The sequence below is a fragment of the Marinobacter alexandrii genome, assembly GCF_005871205.1.
GTDB classification, from domain to species: Bacteria; Pseudomonadota; Gammaproteobacteria; order Pseudomonadales; family Oleiphilaceae; genus Marinobacter; species Marinobacter alexandrii.
This window is the reverse complement of the sequence record NZ_SWKM01000011.1, coordinates 1,090,725-1,107,883: the sequence shown is the minus strand read 5'-3', so window position 1 is coordinate 1,107,883 and position 17,159 is coordinate 1,090,725. Positions and strand designations below refer to the sequence as shown.

Sequence of the window (17,159 nt, the reverse complement as noted above, 5' to 3'; positions counted from 1 at the left end):
CCAAGGCCCCGGTTTTTTTTGGCCTGTGACTTACTGCTGAACTCGCAACAGCTGGTTCGGAGAACCGGCCTTGATGCCCGACAACACATTGGTCGTGGTCTGCTGCACCAACGCCTCGTGCACCGCAGCCGGAGTCAGTTGCCCATCCGCGGCCAGCAGCAGGGCAGCGTTGCCCGCAACATGGGGCGAAGCCATTGAGGTACCACTGATGGTGTTGGTCTGGTTGTCGCTCTGATACCAGGCCGCCGTAATATTCGAACCCGGGGCAAACAGGTCCAGGCAGCTGCCATGATTGGAGAACGAGGAGCGCTCGTCGTTGCGATTGGTGCTGCCGACTGTTACTGCCTCAGCGACGCGGTTCGGAGAGCCGTTGCAGGCGTCCGCATCATCATTGCCGGCCGCAACTACAAAGGTCACGCCCTCTTCAATGGCGCCACGCACGGCGTTGTCCAGCGCAGTCGAATTACTTCCGCCAAGGGACATGTTGGCAACCGCTGGGGCTTCATGGTTCTCTGCAACCCAGTCCACACCCGCAATTACGTCAGAGTTACTGCCGGCGCCGACACAGTTCAGCACCCGGATTGGCGCGATGGCCGCATCCTTGGCAATACCGTATTCGGTACCCACCGCGGTGCTGGACACATGGGTGCCGTGGCCATTGCAGTCTGACGTATCCTCCGGATCGCCGGCCTCACCGGACAGCAAACCGAATAGGGGAAGCCCAAGGCCACCGACACCGGCAAAGTTGCGGCCAGCGCTGACGCGCCCGGTGAATTCTGTGTGCGACTCCCTCAGGCCGGTATCAATCACGTACACGGTCACGCCTTTTCCTGCATTGGCGGGGTAGGCATAGCTATCGTTCAGCGGCAGGAAGGCCTGGTCCACGCGATCCAGTCCCCAGGTGGCATCCTGCTGGGTTTCGGAGGCCAGTACTAAGCGGTCTGGCTCCACCGCCTGCACGCCCGGCATTGAGGTCAACAACGCCGCCTGGCTTTCAGACAGCGCAACAGCGGCGCCAGTCATGGCGGTACCGTAAAGGTGCAGCAATTCCCCGCCACCGGTTGCAGTCAGCAGTTGCTGTACTGCGGTTTCGAGACTGGAGGTATTGAGCAGTGTCGGCAAAGCCGGGTCGAGGGTCAGGATGAAACGCCCGGGAATGACGTCGCCAGCGGACGCAGCGGCGCCTGGAACTTCGGTTTGGCCGAGGGGCGGGCTGGCCAGATCAGACAGCGCCCCACCATGGGCGAGCGGCGTGGCGGCAAGCGTGATTGCAAACGGGGCGGCAATCCATAAGGTTTTATTCACGAGGCAAACTCCTTTCTCTTTGATTATTATCATTCCGAGTACCTATGCGCGTTTGGCACGCGACTGCGAGCCCACGGTGGCATCCCAGGTTACGAAAATCACGGAATTCGCCTTAAATTAGTTCCATATTTCAATATTTTAATAAGATGTTCATGAAATCTCCCTTGAGAATTGGCGGCCTCCCACCATGTAATAGTCAGGCGTCAAACGCGTCTGAATGTTCATCGAAAAGGAGTCATTTATGTCTTTGAAGGAATCACTGCAGCACAAACTGGAAACCCAGACCGATCACTGGAGCAAACAGGTTGAGAGCCTACGGGCACAAGCTGAAGAGAAGATGGCCAAAGCCAAAGATGAACAATCCGAGGCGGAAGTACAGCGAGAATTCTCGGAGAAAATCCAAGCCCTTGAAGCTCAGATCGATACCGCCAAGAGCAAATTGAATGAAGTGAAAGAGTCCAGTGCCGACCAGCTGGACAGCTTGAAGCAGCGCATCGACGACTGGCTGCCCGGCAAGAACTGATGCCGCGAGCCCTCAGGTTTTAGCGAAAGACATTAAAAAAGGCTTCGGTTTGATACCGAAGCCTTTTTTGACTAACCGAACCTTTACTGTCCGATTACTGCATGGGCACCAGCGTTAGCTCAACCCGACGGTTCTGCTCACGCCCGGCCGCACTGTCGTTGGAAGCCAGCGGGTAGCGCTCACCATAGCCCACGGCCCGGGTACGCTTGGGGGCAATGTTCTGGTTCAACAGAAAATCGCGAACCGAACCGGCGCGCTGTTCACTCAGCAACTGGTTGTAGCTCTGGGAGCCCGAACTGTCAGTATGACCTTCAATCTGGATGATGGTCTTATCGAATTCCTTCAGAACCAGACCAACCGATTCCAGCGTGTCGGTGAACGACGGCTTGATAGACGACTGGTTGAGATCAAAGGTGATGTTGCCCGGCATGATCAGTTCGATCTGATCACCATTACGGACAACACGCACCCCCGAGCCTTCCAGCTTCCGGCGCAGCTGTGCTTCCTGCTTGTCCATGTAGTAACCGATACCGCCGCCAATGGCAGCGCCGCCGGCCGCACCGATCAGCGCGCCCTTGCCACGGTCGCTTTTGCTGGAGGTTGCAGCGCCAATGGCAGCACCGCCCAGAGCACCAATAATGCTACCCTTGGTCGCACTGGAGGTCTTTTCTTCACCGGTGTACGGATCGTAAGTCATGCAACCGCCAAGTCCTACGGTTGCCACCGCGAAAGCAAGAATCGTCTTTTTCACAACTATCTCCTGTGCTCTTTTATTTGCGGCCAGTTGCAGTTTTACCAGCAGTCTGCGCCGACGGGTTCGAAAATGTGTCAATGATGGTATTGAATACGGTCGCTTGCAGATCTTGGGCTTCATTCACCAGGTGATGGCGACCGTCCGGGATTCTCAGCTCCTCTACCGATGAGAATTTATTGCGGATAATCCGCAGATTGTGCTCCCAATCCACTGTCAGATCCTTCTCTCCCTGCACCACGGTCACCGGAAAATCCACCGGTCGCGCAGATTCGATATGGGGCACCCAACTGCGCAAAGCGCCTACCCAGTCCACATGCACCGCCCGCGCCTGCAGCGGGTCGTGCTCACGCAGGAACCGCAAGAACCGCGAATTTCCGCTATTCGCGGAAAAGGCCCGCCGCCAGCGCGTGAGGAAAGGCTTCATCAGGCTGTGCAGCACCTTCGCTCCCAGCCACCCCATGGGGCGTACCAGGGGAGCCAGCAATACCACCTTCCGGAAGGCAGACGTTTCCTGGCTATGGCTATTAGACAGCAAGTAATCGATAAGGATCGCCCCACCGGTACTCTGCCCAACCGCAAACCAGGGTTGGCGGACTTTTGGCTGCACATGTGCCATCACATCCGACAGCACCCCTTGGTACTCGATGAAGCTACCAATGGCGGCCGGCGTCCCGCTGGATAACCCATGACCCGGCTGATCGTACGCCAGCACGTCAAAACCGGCGCCCAGGCACCGATCAATGAGCTGGCTGTACAGTCCTACATGATCAAAATAACCATGCAGGATGAAGACCGTGCCCCGAGGGGTAAACGACTCAGGCAACCGGTAGTAATGCACCATGACCTGATGGCGTCCCGCCTCTACGTACCCCTGATGGTAGACCACCTCGGGGTGTTCTACCCACAGGTCCAGGCCGTAAAAGCGGCAGTAGGCGACCATCTGGTCGGCCAACTCCCTCGGAGTTGCAGGATCAAACGGTTCCAGCCGATCCAGCAGCGAATGCCTGTCCCAATCCGGAATTTCTATGGTATCTGTTTTCCAGTACACGTAGAGTTAAACGCCTGTCATGATTGATTAATAAGCTGTTTGATCTGCAATCCTAACGCATAGCGGGGGTAGAACACAGATGCTGCAACACCTTCTTGAGACGGGCCTGCGCCAGACCATGCGGCGCATGGTGCGGCCGGTACTCCACCCGGCGGTGCCCGTGCGACTGCAACGCACGCTCACCCGTCAGGCCTATCGCAGCTCCGTGCCGCCCCGTGGCTGCCGCTTTGAACAGGATTCCATCGGCGGCCTGCCCGTCACCCGGACCCTTTATGGTGACACTAGCCAGGACGTCGTACTGTATCTGCACGGCGGTGGTTTTATTATCGGTTCTTCCACCACCCACCGTGGCCTTACCGGTCATCTGGCCAAGGCCAGCGGCTGCAACGTAATTACTCCCGACTACCGGTTGGCGCCGGAACACCCCTTCCCCGCCGCTCTCGATGACGCCGAGGCGGTGTACTCGGCCCTGCTGGAACAGGGTGTCGCCCCGAAACAGATTGCCGTCGCCGGAGATTCCGCAGGCGGCGGGCTGACCGTTGCACTGGCCATGCGGCTCAGAGATCGGCAGCTGCCACTACCGTCGTCACTGACCGTTTTCTCGCCCTGGGTCGACCTGACCCAGCAACATCTGTATGCCCCGGAAATCGAACCCGTACTGCAGTCCCGCTGGACCGGGAAAGCGGCCAAACTGTACGGCGGGGCAGAGGCGCTGACCAACCCGCTGATCTCACCGGTCTACGGTGACCTGACGGGCCTGCCGCCACTGCTGATCCAGGCCGGTAGCGAGGAAATGCTGCTCAACGATGCCGAGCGACTTGCCGCGGCGGCGCAACGGGACGACGTGCCGACAACCCTGGAAATCTTCAATAGCCTCTGGCACGTGTTTCAGATCCACAGTGGCCAGTTGGACCGGGCGACCGATGCCGTGGCCGATGCCGGGGCGCACATCAGACGTCATCTGGCAGCCTGAGCCGGCCATTTACCAGTGCCTCCTTACGCGCCCGCGTCCATTGCTTGATATGCCATTCAAGACGGGATGCCCGGCTGCGATCGCCAGCCGGTGCCTGGAATACCAGGGTGAGCGGGCCCTTGCCCCGGAGACTGCGCGCGCCTTTCGGTGCGCCCGCCTGGTGTTCGGAAAACCGGCGTTCCACGTCGGTGGTGATGCCGGTATACAGTGCGCCCCGGGCCGTCCGGACCATGTAGACAAACCACTCAGGAGCCATGGGCCAGTGCCTGCTCCCGAACCCGCACTTTCTTCTGCTGCAGCCAAAGCCCTGCGACGATCAGCAACAGACCGATGTAAGTGGAGGGCAATATCTGCTCACCCAGGATGAAATAGATAAAGACCAGGGACAGGAACGGCGAAATGAAAATCAGGTTGCTGACCCGGGACGTGTTCTCGGCCTTCTTCATGGCGTAGGACCAGAGCACGAATGCCACCCCCATTTCGAACACCCCGACATACACCGCCGCGGCGAAAGTACCGGGGCCAGGCAGATGAAAGCCCTCGGTCAGCCCGCAAATCAGGACAATCACCGGCAATCCGAACAGGAAATTGAGGAACAGGCCAACCACCGGATCCCGGGTGTCCCGGGTTGCCAGTATCCAATAAGACGCCCAGATCACGGTGCTGCCAACGGCCAGCGACACCCCCAGCGGATCCGAGAACGTGAGTGACGTTACCGCACCCCGGGTGGCAATCACCACCACTCCGGCGTAGCACACCAATCCGGCAAGGATGTCAGTCTTTCTTAACCGCTGCCCCAGGAAGGGCACGGACAGGTAGGCCAGCACCAGCGCCCAAGTGTAGTTCAGCGGCTGCGCCTCCTGAGCAGGCAGGCGATCAAAAGCACCGAACAGAACGAAATAATACAGACAGGGATTGATCAGCCCCATGCCAAACGACTGAGCGTACTGCCGGCGGCTGAGTGAGAAGACCAGATGCCATCGGCCCTGAATCATCAGAATGATCCCGATCACCAGCACCGACGAAGTACACGCGATCAACAGCATCTCGACCGGCGCCAACTCCCGCAGCGCCAGCTTGAAGGCGGTGGCAACGGTGGACCAAAGCAGGACAGTCGCGAGCCCATAGAGCATCGCCTGCTTCTGGTTTGTCATACTCTCACTCCGACGGAAGTGGACAGGAAGGCTCCGGTCCAAGTGTGTTACTTTAGCGGCAATTAAACATTCACCCCGGCTCTGGAGAACGGGATATGCGCATCACCGGCCACTGGCTTCCCTTCCTGGCAATCCTGTTGCTATCCATGGCCGGCTGTTCTGAGAGTGAATCCACGTCATCGGGTAAGGCGACTCCGGAAACGACTCCCCCAGACTACCCCGTCACCTGGCGCTTCGCCCTGGAAGAAATTGAGGGCAGTGTACAACACGCCTACGCTCAGGCACTAAAAGAGAGCATAGAAGAACGCTCGGATGGCAGGATCCTCCTGGACATCTTCCCTTACGGCTCCCTGGGCACTTCGGCACAACTGACTGAACTGGCCAAGAATGGCTCGGTGCAACTGGCATTCGCATCCCCCGGGCACTTGGCTGACCAGATTCCTGAAGTGGGCGTCTTCACCCTGCATTACCTGCTATCCGACGACGGCGACGTGAATCGCCAACTGCTGGCCAGCCCCGAGCTCCTGGCCATGTTCGAAACACCCTACGCCAGCCGGAACCTGAAACTGCTGGCATTCGTGCCAGAAGGCTGGATGACCTGGACCGCCAACAAACCACTGCGGTCGCCGGCGGATTTCCAGGACTTGCGCATCCGGACCATGACCTCGGACATGGCCGCAGCCAGCTACCGCGCCTATGGCGCTCAACCCCAGCAAACCCCCTTTTCCCAGGTCTACACCGATCTTCAGCTGCGCAAAATTGACGCCCAGGCCAACCCTGTTTTCGCGATTGAAGAGATGGAGTTCTACGAAGTTCAGAGCACCCTGACCATTGCCCGCCCTACTCAGTTCATCGCCTCACTGGTCACCAATCGGGACTGGTACCTGGAATTGCCAGAGAAGCAGCAGCAGTGGCTCGACAGTTCTCTGAAAGAAGTCGCCGAAATAGCCTGGCGCTCTCAAGAAGAGCTAAATCAAGCACGGCTGAAAACCATGCTGGAAGGCGAGCAGCTCAAAGTGGTTGAGCTTACCGAAGAGGAACGCGCGGTCTTTGCCGAAGCCAGCCAACCCGTCCGCCAGGACTATATTAATGCAACTGGCGAGCGGGGCACCGAGATTCTGAAACGGATCGGGCAGCTTGTGGAGACTCTGGAGAATCAGGCGCCAGAGTCAGCGAGCGAAACCGGAGGCTGACTCTACTCCGGCACCAGCCAGTCCATTTGGTGGCTGACACCGAGGCCTTCCGGGCCCTCCTTGATCTCTTCGATCATCGCCGACAGGCGATCATCAAACCCCCAGGGCGGGTTAACCACCAGCATGCCTGAGCCGGTCATGCCTCGCTCCGGTGGCTGCACAAGTTGAACCTCGCTTCGCAGCACTTTTCGAACGGGGCCTTGTTGGACTGCGTCGATCAATTCCTGCTGGAGTCCACTGGTCAATAGGGGATACCAGACAAGATAGACGCCGTGACGGCACTTCTGCCAGGCCTTTTGCAGTGTGGCCGCGACATCGGCGTAATCGGATTTGACCTCATAGGATGGATCAACCAGAACCAACAGCCGTGGCTGCCGGGGCGGAAGTTGATTGAGCATTCCCGACAGACCGTCCGACCTTACCACCCTGATTCTCGGGGAGGATGCCCAATCAGCCAAACGTTCACCTTCCGTAGGGTGCAGCTCAAAAGTAACCAGTGAATCGTCGTCCCGCAAAAAATGACGAAACCAGGCCGGTGATCCCGGGTAACGTCTGAGCTGGCCTGTCTTTCCGTTCAGACCAGCCAGAACACTGAGCACCGGTTGCCAGTCCGATGAACTGAGGCGATCTCGCGCTGCCCAGAGCTTTTTAACGCCACTATCCGCTTCACCGGTTTTTCGGGCCCGCTCGCTGCCAAGATCATACACCGCGCTCCCGGCGTGGGTATCCATGAAGGCAATCCCGGACTTCTTTGACTGCATCATGGTAGCAGTCAGCGCCAAAGCCGAGTGCTTTTGAACGTCGGCAAAATTGCCAGCGTGAAAGGCATGAAGATAACTGAGCATAGATCGATTTCCTGTTTCAGGCGCCCATTAGGCATCAAGCAAAAACGTCAGGCAAGCAAGTAACTCCCGCAACCTACCTATCGCTTTTGGTCTGAGCTCCGTGAAGCAACGTAAATCGGGGTTCAGGGGTAATGAAAGTGCTGATACCCTTGCGACTCACTAACCACGAGGAAGCCGGTTTGCCGAAGCAGAATTCCGATACTCTTGATCAGCTTTATAGTCTGATTGCCAACGAGGAAGATGCACGGGTTTGCAAAGACATCCCCGCCGAAGCCTGCAGGGAAGTGCCTCGCAACTTCTTTCTGATTCTGGCGAGCAACGTGCTGACCAAGCTCGGTGACCTGCTGACCAGCCCGAAAACCGTGCTTGCCTGGTTAATGAGTGCCGTTGGCGCGCCGGCCCTGGTGGCCTGGCTGGTTCCGATTCGAGAGTCCGGCTCCATGGTTCCGCAGATGGTGATTGGCGCCTGGGTCCGGCAAAAGGCCGTTCGTAAGTGGTTCTGGACCCTGGGCAGTTTTGGCCAGGCCCTCAGTGTCTTGGGCATGGCTGCCAGCGTCTGGCTCCTCGAGGGCTACGCCGCTGGCGGTGGCATCGTAGCCTGCCTGATTGCTTTCTCCCTCGCCCGCGGATTCTGTTCCGTATCCATGAAAGATGTTCAGGGCAAGTGCATCCCAAAGACCCGCCGGGGCCGCCTTTCAGGGTTGGCTACCACCCTCGGGGGCACGGCGACGGTGATCATGACGGTGCTACTGTTCTGGGACCGAGGCGATCCCAGCCTGGCCTTCTACAGCGCACTTCTTGTGCTCGCTGCCGGCCTGTGGATTATCGCCGGGTTCCTGTTTGCTGGTGTGGACGAATACGCAGGCGAAACCGGCGGCGGTGGCAACGCGCTAAAAGACGCAGTTCAAAGCCTGTCCCTACTGCGCGATGACGCACCCTTCCGGCACTTTGTGATCACCCGGGCCCTGTTGCTGTGTTCAGCCCTGGCTTCCCCGTACTTTGTGGTGCTCGCCCAGAAAGAATCCGATATTGGCTGGATGCTGGGTGTTTTCCTGCTGGCAAGCAGCCTGGCCAGCTCCGTGAGCGCCAGCTTCTGGGGCTGGATGGCCGACACCTCAAGCCGCCGTGTGATGATCCGGGGCGCCGCTATGGCTAGCGGCGTGTGCCTGGTGGTTGGCATCAGTACCCTCGTTTTCGGAACCGACTTTGCCGGTGTCTGGTTCTACCCTATCGCTTTCTTTTGCCTGAGCATTGCTCACGCCGGCGTCCGGCTTGGCCGGAAGACCTATCTGGTGGATATGGCCGGTGGCAACAAGCGCACCGACTACACATCGGTCAGCAATACCGTCATTGGTGTTCTGCTGTTAGTGACCGGCGGCCTGACCGCGGTCGTATCACTGGTATCAGAGGTGGCAGTGATTCTGGTGCTTGGCCTGATGGGGCTTGCGGGCATGGTCAGTGCCCTGAAATTGAAGGAAGTGACGGCCGATTGACTGCCGCGTCTGAGCAGCACGTCACAAACCTCAATGTTTTTGGAACCAAAATGCGGCATCGTACGTGGAGTAACACATCCGCTGCCACGGAGCTGGGTATCGGGCTAATACTAAACGGACCGGTCGTTCCACTGCGTAGCCACATAATGCGCTACAGAGAGGCAGAGAAATGCGAACAGGCACATCAATTCCCAGCGAACATCGTGGTCGTCTAATGCATACGGTATATGGTTGGTACGCGCTTACACGTGAACCGGCAGACCTTGGCCCTTTCGATACAGCCGAAAAAGCGTCCCGGGCACTCACCCGCCACATTCATATCTACAAAGGCCTGAACAATCGCAATCCGGAAGATCAGGCCCGCATGCACCTCCATGATACCGAGCACTGCGCGAGGAACAATTGCGCTCTCTGTGTTGAGGCCAAGGTAGCCCAACATTCAATGATGCTTGTTGCGGTATGACCCCCGAACACGAGCCGGAGCACCAGTCTAGCCTGGTGCCCCCACACCGTCGGGCCCGGGTCGCGTTCGCGTTTCTGATCTTCTCCCTGGGCCTGTGCTTACTGAGTTACGTCAGCACCCTTTGATCGACCAGCTCAGTTAACTGGCTCGCTAATGAGGCAGGCTAATGGCACTGTCTATAAAAGAGTCTTGCCCTCGTTCAGAGCCAGCGCACCCTTGACGATGCGGTAAATGATCCAGATCGAGATACCAAGCAGAATAAACCAGCCGATGACCAGCGGCATAGTCACTATGCCGACGACGGTCCACAACAGCCCTATCCAGAAGGTCCGGATCTGCCATCGGAAGTGAGATTCGATCCAGGTATTGCGGACATCGTCCAGCTTGACGTAATTGATGATCACGCCCACCAGCCCGGTAATGCCACCGACGAAAAATGACAAAGCCTGAAGTATATAGACCACCACGGCCAAGTTACGGGCCGGGTCGGATCGGCGGGCTACGGGGTCCGGATTTGCGGGAACGTGCTCTGGTTCGGCCAAGACATTACCTCCTTATAAGATATCCAGCGGCAGTCTAACACGGGCCCGAATTACCAGCGCACCCTCTCGCTACTCAACCGCGCTCTGGGCGATAGCCCAACCGGAAGCCTCCCCAATGCTTGCCGTTCACGAAAATCGGGACCGACAAATCATGCATGATCTCTCCCGTGTCGCGACGATAGGTCTGCAGCAACATGTCCTGGGTGTGGCTGCCACAACGGATACCCGTCCGATCATTGAACAATCTCTTGCTGCGGCTTTTAATCAGGTCAACTGCAGGGTCGCCTGTTGGCACATGAGCAAAATCCCGGTTGTGGGTCGGCACGTAACCATCTGGCGCAGCACAGATTGCGAACACCAGTGCCTCATGAGCACCTTTAACCGGTTCCTGGATGGTTGGCAGCACCTGATCTGTGAAGTCATCGAAGCGACTGGCGTATTTGGGAGGCCGGGTATTGGGAATGGGCTCCCGCCGCGTGTCGAACAGCGCCTGTTCGGCAATCCGGCCATCTCGAATAGCCTGCTCAAATAATTGCCCGATCTGCGTAGCGCCAGTCTTGGCCTGATCGTAGAAGAACCGATGGTAACTGGCCTCACTGTTGAGCGCAAAAGCCGCATTGGCATGCTCAGCCAACTCCATCAGTTTGGCCGCTTGCTCGGCCAAGGACGATACACTGGCATCGCTTTCACCAATTTGATCCCGAACCGCTTCAATACCCGAGAACACTTGCTCCAGGCTTTGTTCGTTGCTCTGGTCAATCTCCGCAATTCTAGCTACCTGCTGCTGGACCCGATCAGACTGATCCCGGATCTGGTCGAGACGCTCACCCACACCCTCAACCGACGCGAGTCCCTCTTCCACACTCTGGGCAAGATCCTCAATACGAGATACGATCAAGGTGGTACCTGAACGAATCTCCTGCAGAGTTTCGGCAACTTCCCCGGTGGCCTGGGCGGTTCGACCCGCCAACTGACGAACCTCATCCGCGACCACCGCAAAACCACGGCCTTGATCGCCCGCCCGGGCCGCCTCAATGGCAGCATTTAACGCCAATAGATTAGTCTGTTCGGCAATGCCCTGAATGGTCGTCGTCACGCCTTGGATTTTGTTCGACTTATCGTTCAGTTCCTGTATCAGTTGCAGATTCTCACCCGATTGCTGATGGACCAGACGGACACGACCAATGGCTTCCACCAGAGCCTCGCGACCTTCGGCACTGGTCACGCTGGCCTGGTGTGCCATAGTCGCCGCTTCAGCGGCCTGGGCAGAGGACTCACTCACTGTCTCTGTAATCCTGCCGGCATGATCCGCCATCTGTCCGGTTTCCTGAACCTGGCGGTCAAGCCTAAGCTTGAGCTGGTCCGCAGCATAGGAAACCTGGGCAGCGGAAATCGCATTCTGGTCGGCACTGTCGGCAAGTGTTTGTAACAGGGCACGACCGGCCCGGGCATTGGACAGCAACTCGGCGCATTGCTCTCGCAGTAGGTGTCCCTCGGGCAGGGAATTGTCATTCAGACCTTGCAGATTGCGCTCAATGGGCTCGAGCACTCGGATAATAAAAAAGCCACAGGCCAGTGCCAGCCCCCCGATCATTCCAATAAGTACCGATGCGGGTTCCAGCCCCAGCACAGGAGACGCTACCAGACCGACAATGGCAGAAACCGCTGCGATTGCCACACCCCAAAGAATTGCTGTTCGTTCAAGCAATGCCATAACAACCTCAACATTATTATTGTTGGTTCCATTTTTTTGGTCAAAACCCCATCGCAAAGCATAAAGAACTCCAGCGTTCAAGACCCTCATACTTTCGTTCACGTGCTGTATATCGGCATGATCTGGATCAGCTAAAATAAAAAAACCGCAAAGCAGGCTGGCGTTGGGGAGGCACCAGCCCGCTTTGCGGCAGCGATTTAGGACTGTAACGCGGGCTTATGCCCCGATCACACCCCCATCATTGCGGGTAACGATCACAGTGGCATCCCGAGGGTGATCTCCCTCGGTGCCGAACGGCCAGTTGGCGTCCGGATGCTGTATGTTCACGAACATGGTTTTGACATCCGGCGTCGTCACCACACCGGTAACCTCACAACCCACAGGACCCACGAAGAAGCGCTTGATTTCGCGGGTTACCGGATTGGCTGCCAACATCATGTTGTTCTGGTAAGGCGCGGCGTCAGAGCCGTCGGTCTGGATCCACAGACGGCCGTTATAGTCGAACCACAGACCATCCGGACTGTTGAAGATGTTGTCGTCATCCAGGGTGACAACCGCCTCTCCATCCACCACAGTTTCCGTACCCTGTTCGCCGCCAAACACAAAGATATCCCAGTCGAAGCTGGTCGCGGCATGGTCGCTGTTCGCTTCGGTCCAGCGAATGATGTGCCCGGTGCGGTTTTCAGCCTGGGGGTTGGCGGCGTCGGTCTGATCTTCGGTACGCAGGGAATTGTTGGTCAGGGTAAAGTAGACCTCGCCCGAGTTTGGATCCACCGCGCCCCACTCCGGGCGGTCCATTGGCGTAGCGCCGGCGATGTCGGCGGCCAGGCGGGTATTCAGCAACACGTCAGCCTGATCGGCAAAACCATCGAAATTGATATCACCAACCATGGTCCCATTGGCGGCAGTCACCTTGGCGGCGAAGTCGGCATCGTCGAGGGACAAGGGCAGCCATTCGCCGGTGCCGTCGTCATTGAACTTCGCAACGTAAAGCGTGCCTTCGTCCAGCAGGTAACCACCAGCAGTTGCCGCTGAGTAGGGCTGGGCGGAAACAAACTTATAGATGTACTCAAAACGGGCATCGTCACCAGAATAGCAGACCACCGGTTTGCCTTCAGTCGCCGGCGCGAAGATCACACCCTCGTGGCCGAAACGGCCCAAGGCGGTCCGCTTCTGGGGTTTGGCTTCCGGAGTGAACGGATCAATTTCCACCATGTACCCATAGGTGTTGGCTTCGTTGCGATAGTCACTGGTGGCGTCGCCGCCGCCCGGTGTGACATCAAAGCGCACGTAAGCGTCGGCGCCACTGTCGGCCAGCTCCCAGTCATAGCGGCTGGAATCATTCACACCATGGCGAGTCTGCTCCCGCGGTTGGTTGGCATCACTGTTGGCGAAGTAGCCGTGCCAGTTTTCCTCCGCTGCCAAATAGGTGCCCCAAGGTGTTGGCCCCATGGAGCAGTTGTTTAGCGTGCCCCGAGTCTCGGTGCCGTTCGGGCTGAACTTTGTGACTAGCTTGGCATTGCCGCGCACCGGGCCGCGGATGTCCATCTCGGTGCCACCAGTAATCCGGCGATTGAACGGGCTGCCAAATACCACGTCCCAGGTGCCTTCGCTGTCCTGCTTGATATGCACCACGGACACACCGTGGGCGGCGATCTCTTTGCGCACTTCATCTTCAGGACGCACGCCACCATTGCCGGCAGCCGCAGTCGGCCCGTTCGGATGCAGGGCACCCTGATTGATGTACTCGTGGTTCATCACCAACAGGCCTTCGGTGGAGCTGTTGCTCCCGGTTTTCTGGTCGATCGGGAAAAAGTGCATGCCGTCGTGGTGCATGCCTACCTGTTGTTCCTGCTCGGCGCCGGTGTTGGAGGCGTCGGCCCGGAACTCCGGGTAAGAACCGGTAATCGGGGTGCCCCAGGGCAGGAATGCTTTAGCAGAATAGCCCTCTGGAACAACAACCTGGTTGGCGCTGGAAACAGGGACGGCCTTGAAGCCCAGTTCGGTCTGTACACCGGCCGCTGTGCCCGTGCCGTCATCATCGTCATCACTGTCGCAACCGACCAGCGTCATGCCCATGATACTGGCCAGCGCCGCGCCCACGGTGCCTTTCATCACGGCACGACGCTTCAGTCGGGCAGCCAGCACGTCGTGAAATGGGCTATTACTGGTTTGATTGACGACCGGTTCGTAATTCGGATCCAGGTAGTTTGTATCAAGATCGTGCTTGGCCATGATTCCCTCTCTTATCAGAACAGGCGTTCGTTATGGAGGGGTCAGTTTCGACAGGAATTGTGACAACGGTGAAACAGGAGCAAGTCGAAACGGTTACTGTTTTTTGACACCCGCTTTCTCACGCCAGTTCTGTCACCGCATTTTTTAAGGCACAAAAAAGCCGGCACAAGAGTCTTGTGCCGGCTTTTTCAGCCAGTTACTGGGTAGCTTCGTCGTAGCCTTCTTCCATGGCTTCGCCTGCTTCTTCAGCGGCTTCTTCTACTTCCTCGGCGGTATCTTCAGCAGCGTCCTTGGTCTGCTCCCAGGCGGATTGGCCGGTAGCATCCTCGTAGGAGTTCTCGGCCGCATCGCCGGCGTCGTCCATCATCTCTTCGGCGTTATCGGCTGCCTGATCGATATCGGCGCCCTCGTCTTCAGAACTGCAGGCGGCAAGGCCGAGTGTCATGACAAATGCCAGCGCGCTCAATGTGAACTTGTTCATAACCATGTCCCTCTGTTGGTCCGTGATAAATCAACATCAGGTTACGGTTACATACTGTCACATACAATTACTCACGGATTACTGTTTGGTTAGTAATGACTTACGGCGAGAGTCCGGCCATCCAGCGTGATGACATGATCGAGACTGACCATGCTGCCACGCCCCAGCAGAATGTATTCCTGGCCAGCCCGGCTAAACAAATCCTTGATAACATCGTGAACCATGCGAATCTGGCCGGCGCTGTCTCGATAGACCACTTCTGCCAGCCGTCCTGAGGTGAGGTATTCCACCAACATACCCCGCACGCTCCAGTGCACGGCGGCCGAAGATGCAATGGGTGTTGTCATGGCTATTCCATCCTTGTGGTTGAGTGTTTGTTTTTATTGATACCCAACATGCCCAGACACATCCGCAGCGGCGGACCAGTAAAGTCTGGCTCACAGTGATGAATTTCGCCACTCACCGGCCGTCACGTTGCCGGCCGGTGCTATTTGCAACTCTCGATCTATTGCCTCAGAACCACTCCGCCTTCATCGCCAGACAGGTATCGTCCTGGTTCTTGAGCAATACCAGGTCCTGGGCAACGGTGGGCAGCTCCCAATGGAAGAAATACTGGGCCGCCTGCATCTTGCCCTGGTAAAAATTGCGCTCATCGTCGGTGCTGACGTTCGCCAGCGCCTTTTCTGCGGCATTGGCCTGGCGCAGCCACATCCAGGACACGATGATGTGGCCAAACAGGTGCAGATAGCACGAGGCGTTCGCCAGTACCCGGTCCGGATTCTCGCTCATCAGCGACTTACCCAGACTCTGGGTGACTTTCACCGCCTGTTGCAGGGTTTCGCTCAGGGACAGCGCCCACTGCTGGCAGCGATCCGACGTGGCCGCCTCCAGATCCACTTGCATTTGCTGCATGAGCAGTTGCAGGCCGTGACTCTGGTCCTGCCAGATCTTGCGACCAAGCAGGTCAAGGGCCTGAATGCCGTTGGTGCCCTCGTGGATGGGGTTCAGGCGGTTGTCGCGCCAGCACTGCTCCACCGGATACTCCCGGGTGTAACCGGCACCACCGTAGACCTGGATCGCCAGATCATTGGCTTTTGGTCCGTACTCGGAGGGCCAGGCCTTGATCACCGGGGTCAGCAGGTCCAGCAGTTTGCCCGCTTCCAGTCGCTTCTGTTCATCTGGGTGGGTGTGCTGATCATCCATCAACCGTGCCCCGTACAGGCACAGCGCCAAGCCACCTTCGCTGTAGGCCTTTTGGGCCAACAGCATGCGGCGAACATCCGCGTGTTCGATGATCGGCACCTGAGGCGCTTCCGGGTTCTTTTCCGAAGGCTTGCGGCCCTGCAGTCGATCCTTGGCATACTCCAGGCTGTGCATGTAGCCGCGATAGCCGATCACAGCGGCGCCGAAGCCAACGCCCACACGGGCCTCGTTCATCATCTGGAACATGTACTTCAGGCCCTGGTGCGGTTCGCCCACCAGATAGCCGTGGCAGGGTGCATCATCACCGAAGCTCAAGGCGGTAGACGTGGTGCCACGATAACCCAGCTTATGGATCAGCCCGGCCAGGTTCACGCCGTTGCGCTCGGTGGCGTTGCCGTCCTCGTCCACGACGAACTTGGGCACGATGAACAGCGAGATGCCTTTTACCCCGGCCGGTGCACCCTTAATCTTGGCCAGTACCATGTGCACGATGTTTTCCGTCAGCGACTGTTCGCCACCGGAGATGTAGATCTTCGCGCCCTTGATCAGGTAGTGGCCGTCGTCGGTCGGTGTCGCCGAGGTGCGGATGTCCGCAAGCGACGAACCGGCGTGCGGTTCGGTCAGCGCCATGGTTCCTGTATAGCGGCCTGACAGCATGTGCGGCAGGAAAGTTTGCTGCTGTCGCTCGTTACCAAACACCCGAATGAGGTTAGCCGCGGCGGTGGTCAGGAACGGGTAACCAGCCGTGCCGGGGTTGGCTGCGGTGAAAAAACCGTTGCAGGCCGCCATTACTGATTCCGGAAGCTGCATGCCGCCCAGATCGTAGTCGTAGCGCCCGGCAATGAATCCGGCCTCGGCATAGGCGTCGAAGGCTTCCTTGACGGCCGGGAGCATTTTCACGGTGCCATCCACGAATTTTGGCTCGTCTTTGTCGGCGGCGCTGTTGTGGGTGGCAAACTTATCCCGGGCGATGCGGTCGGCGGTTTCAACCACGGCATCGAAGGTGTCGCGGCTGTGCTCACTGAAGCGCTCGCGTTCGGTCAGGGTCTCGGTATCGAGGACTTCGTAGAGCTGGAACGCCAGGTCTCGGCGATCGATCAGGGTGTCGGTCATTGTGCTTCTCCTTTTAATGGCACACAGAGTGTCACAGCGACAAGGGTTAGAAAACCGGCATTTATGACATAATATTGGCCAATATCGCCACTGGCGATTCAAAAGACGGTCCGCAGTGGG

General features: G+C 58.0%; 17 protein-coding genes. 5 read left to right on the top strand and 12 right to left on the bottom strand.

The features are described 5' to 3' along the window. Window positions 1-30 precede the first annotated feature (30 nt). Window positions 31-1,305: a S8 family peptidase gene (locus FCS96_RS05555; RefSeq protein ID WP_228264019.1), complete on the bottom strand. Its 1,275-nt coding sequence runs from the start codon at window positions 1,303-1,305 to the stop codon at window positions 31-33. A gap of 241 nt (window positions 1,306-1,546) precedes the next feature. On the opposite strand from FCS96_RS05555, the gene FCS96_RS05550 reads away from it, so the two are divergent. After that, the gene (locus FCS96_RS05550; RefSeq protein ID WP_138439212.1) at window positions 1,547-1,828 is read left to right on the top strand and encodes a hypothetical protein; all 282 of its coding nucleotides are present in this window, start codon (window positions 1,547-1,549) and stop codon (window positions 1,826-1,828) included. A 94-nt stretch (window positions 1,829-1,922) separates the two neighbouring features. On the opposite strand, the gene FCS96_RS05545 is transcribed toward FCS96_RS05550, so the two are convergent. Together FCS96_RS05545 and FCS96_RS05540 are read right to left on the bottom strand one after the other, a co-directional pair. Then, entirely contained in the window at window positions 1,923-2,579 is a 657-nt protein-coding gene (locus tag FCS96_RS05545) for an OmpA family protein (protein ID WP_138439211.1), read from the bottom strand. Window positions 2,580-2,598: 19 nt separating this feature from the next. Next, on the bottom strand, window positions 2,599-3,630 hold the full coding sequence (locus FCS96_RS05540) for an alpha/beta hydrolase (RefSeq protein ID WP_138439210.1): 1,032 nt from the start codon (window positions 3,628-3,630) through the stop codon (window positions 2,599-2,601). A gap of 79 nt (window positions 3,631-3,709) precedes the next feature. On the opposite strand from FCS96_RS05540, the gene FCS96_RS05535 reads away from it, so the two are divergent. Further along, the gene (locus FCS96_RS05535) at window positions 3,710-4,603 is read left to right on the top strand and encodes an alpha/beta hydrolase (protein ID WP_138439209.1); all 894 of its coding nucleotides are present in this window, start codon (window positions 3,710-3,712) and stop codon (window positions 4,601-4,603) included. Here FCS96_RS05535 and FCS96_RS05530 read toward each other — a convergent pair. Beyond that, window positions 4,581-4,859, bottom strand: a complete 279-nt coding sequence (locus FCS96_RS05530; RefSeq protein ID WP_138439208.1) for a GIY-YIG nuclease family protein — start codon at window positions 4,857-4,859, stop codon at window positions 4,581-4,583. The genes FCS96_RS05535 and FCS96_RS05530 overlap by 23 nt on opposite strands. Continuing rightward, the gene (locus FCS96_RS05525; protein ID WP_138439207.1) at window positions 4,849-5,757 is read right to left on the bottom strand and encodes a DMT family transporter; all 909 of its coding nucleotides are present in this window, start codon (window positions 5,755-5,757) and stop codon (window positions 4,849-4,851) included. Before FCS96_RS05525 ends, FCS96_RS05530 begins: the two co-directional genes overlap by 11 nt. Before the next feature lie 95 nt (window positions 5,758-5,852). On the opposite strand from FCS96_RS05525, the gene dctP reads away from it, so the two are divergent. Then, window positions 5,853-6,950 (top strand): TRAP transporter substrate-binding protein DctP, encoded by a 1,098-nt coding sequence (dctP, locus tag FCS96_RS05520; RefSeq protein WP_138439206.1) that lies wholly within the window; start codon window positions 5,853-5,855, stop codon window positions 6,948-6,950. A gap of 2 nt (window positions 6,951-6,952) precedes the next feature. On the opposite strand, the gene FCS96_RS05515 is transcribed toward dctP, so the two are convergent. Further along, window positions 6,953-7,795: a 23S rRNA (adenine(2030)-N(6))-methyltransferase RlmJ gene (locus tag FCS96_RS05515; protein WP_138439205.1), complete on the bottom strand. Its 843-nt coding sequence runs from the start codon at window positions 7,793-7,795 to the stop codon at window positions 6,953-6,955. Window positions 7,796-7,926: 131 nt separating this feature from the next. Between FCS96_RS05515 and FCS96_RS05510 the strand changes: the two genes are divergently transcribed. Both FCS96_RS05510 and FCS96_RS20290 read left to right on the top strand, forming a co-directional pair. Beyond that, a complete protein-coding gene (locus FCS96_RS05510; protein WP_407658062.1) occupies window positions 7,927-9,288 on the top strand; it encodes an MFS transporter in 1,362 nt (453 codons plus the stop codon). A gap of 459 nt (window positions 9,289-9,747) precedes the next feature. Beyond that, window positions 9,748-9,876: a hypothetical protein gene (locus FCS96_RS20290; protein ID WP_266094455.1), complete on the top strand. Its 129-nt coding sequence runs from the start codon at window positions 9,748-9,750 to the stop codon at window positions 9,874-9,876. Between the two features lie 51 nt (window positions 9,877-9,927). On the opposite strand, the gene FCS96_RS05505 is transcribed toward FCS96_RS20290, so the two are convergent. The 6 genes from FCS96_RS05505 to FCS96_RS05480 all read right to left on the bottom strand — a co-directional run bounded on the left by FCS96_RS05505 (window position 9,928) and on the right by FCS96_RS05480 (window position 17,039). Beyond that, window positions 9,928-10,293, bottom strand: coding sequence for a DUF4870 family protein (locus FCS96_RS05505; RefSeq protein ID WP_138439204.1), 366 nt, complete (start codon window positions 10,291-10,293; stop codon window positions 9,928-9,930). A gap of 73 nt (window positions 10,294-10,366) precedes the next feature. Next, window positions 10,367-12,007: a methyl-accepting chemotaxis protein gene (locus FCS96_RS05500; RefSeq protein WP_138439203.1), complete on the bottom strand. Its 1,641-nt coding sequence runs from the start codon at window positions 12,005-12,007 to the stop codon at window positions 10,367-10,369. A 216-nt stretch (window positions 12,008-12,223) separates the two neighbouring features. Beyond that, window positions 12,224-14,242: a PhoX family protein gene (locus FCS96_RS05495; RefSeq protein WP_138439202.1), complete on the bottom strand. Its 2,019-nt coding sequence runs from the start codon at window positions 14,240-14,242 to the stop codon at window positions 12,224-12,226. 196 nt (window positions 14,243-14,438) lie between these two features. Continuing rightward, the gene (locus FCS96_RS05490) at window positions 14,439-14,723 is read right to left on the bottom strand and encodes a hypothetical protein (protein ID WP_138439201.1); all 285 of its coding nucleotides are present in this window, start codon (window positions 14,721-14,723) and stop codon (window positions 14,439-14,441) included. 89 nt (window positions 14,724-14,812) lie between these two features. Then, window positions 14,813-15,070 carry a hypothetical protein gene (locus tag FCS96_RS05485; RefSeq protein WP_138439200.1) on the bottom strand — a complete coding sequence of 86 codons (258 nt, stop codon included), beginning with the start codon at window positions 15,068-15,070 and terminating at the stop codon, window positions 14,813-14,815. A 166-nt stretch (window positions 15,071-15,236) separates the two neighbouring features. Then, a complete protein-coding gene (locus FCS96_RS05480) occupies window positions 15,237-17,039 on the bottom strand; it encodes an acyl-CoA dehydrogenase (RefSeq protein ID WP_138439199.1) in 1,803 nt (600 codons plus the stop codon). Between the last annotated feature and the right edge of the window lie 120 nt (window positions 17,040-17,159).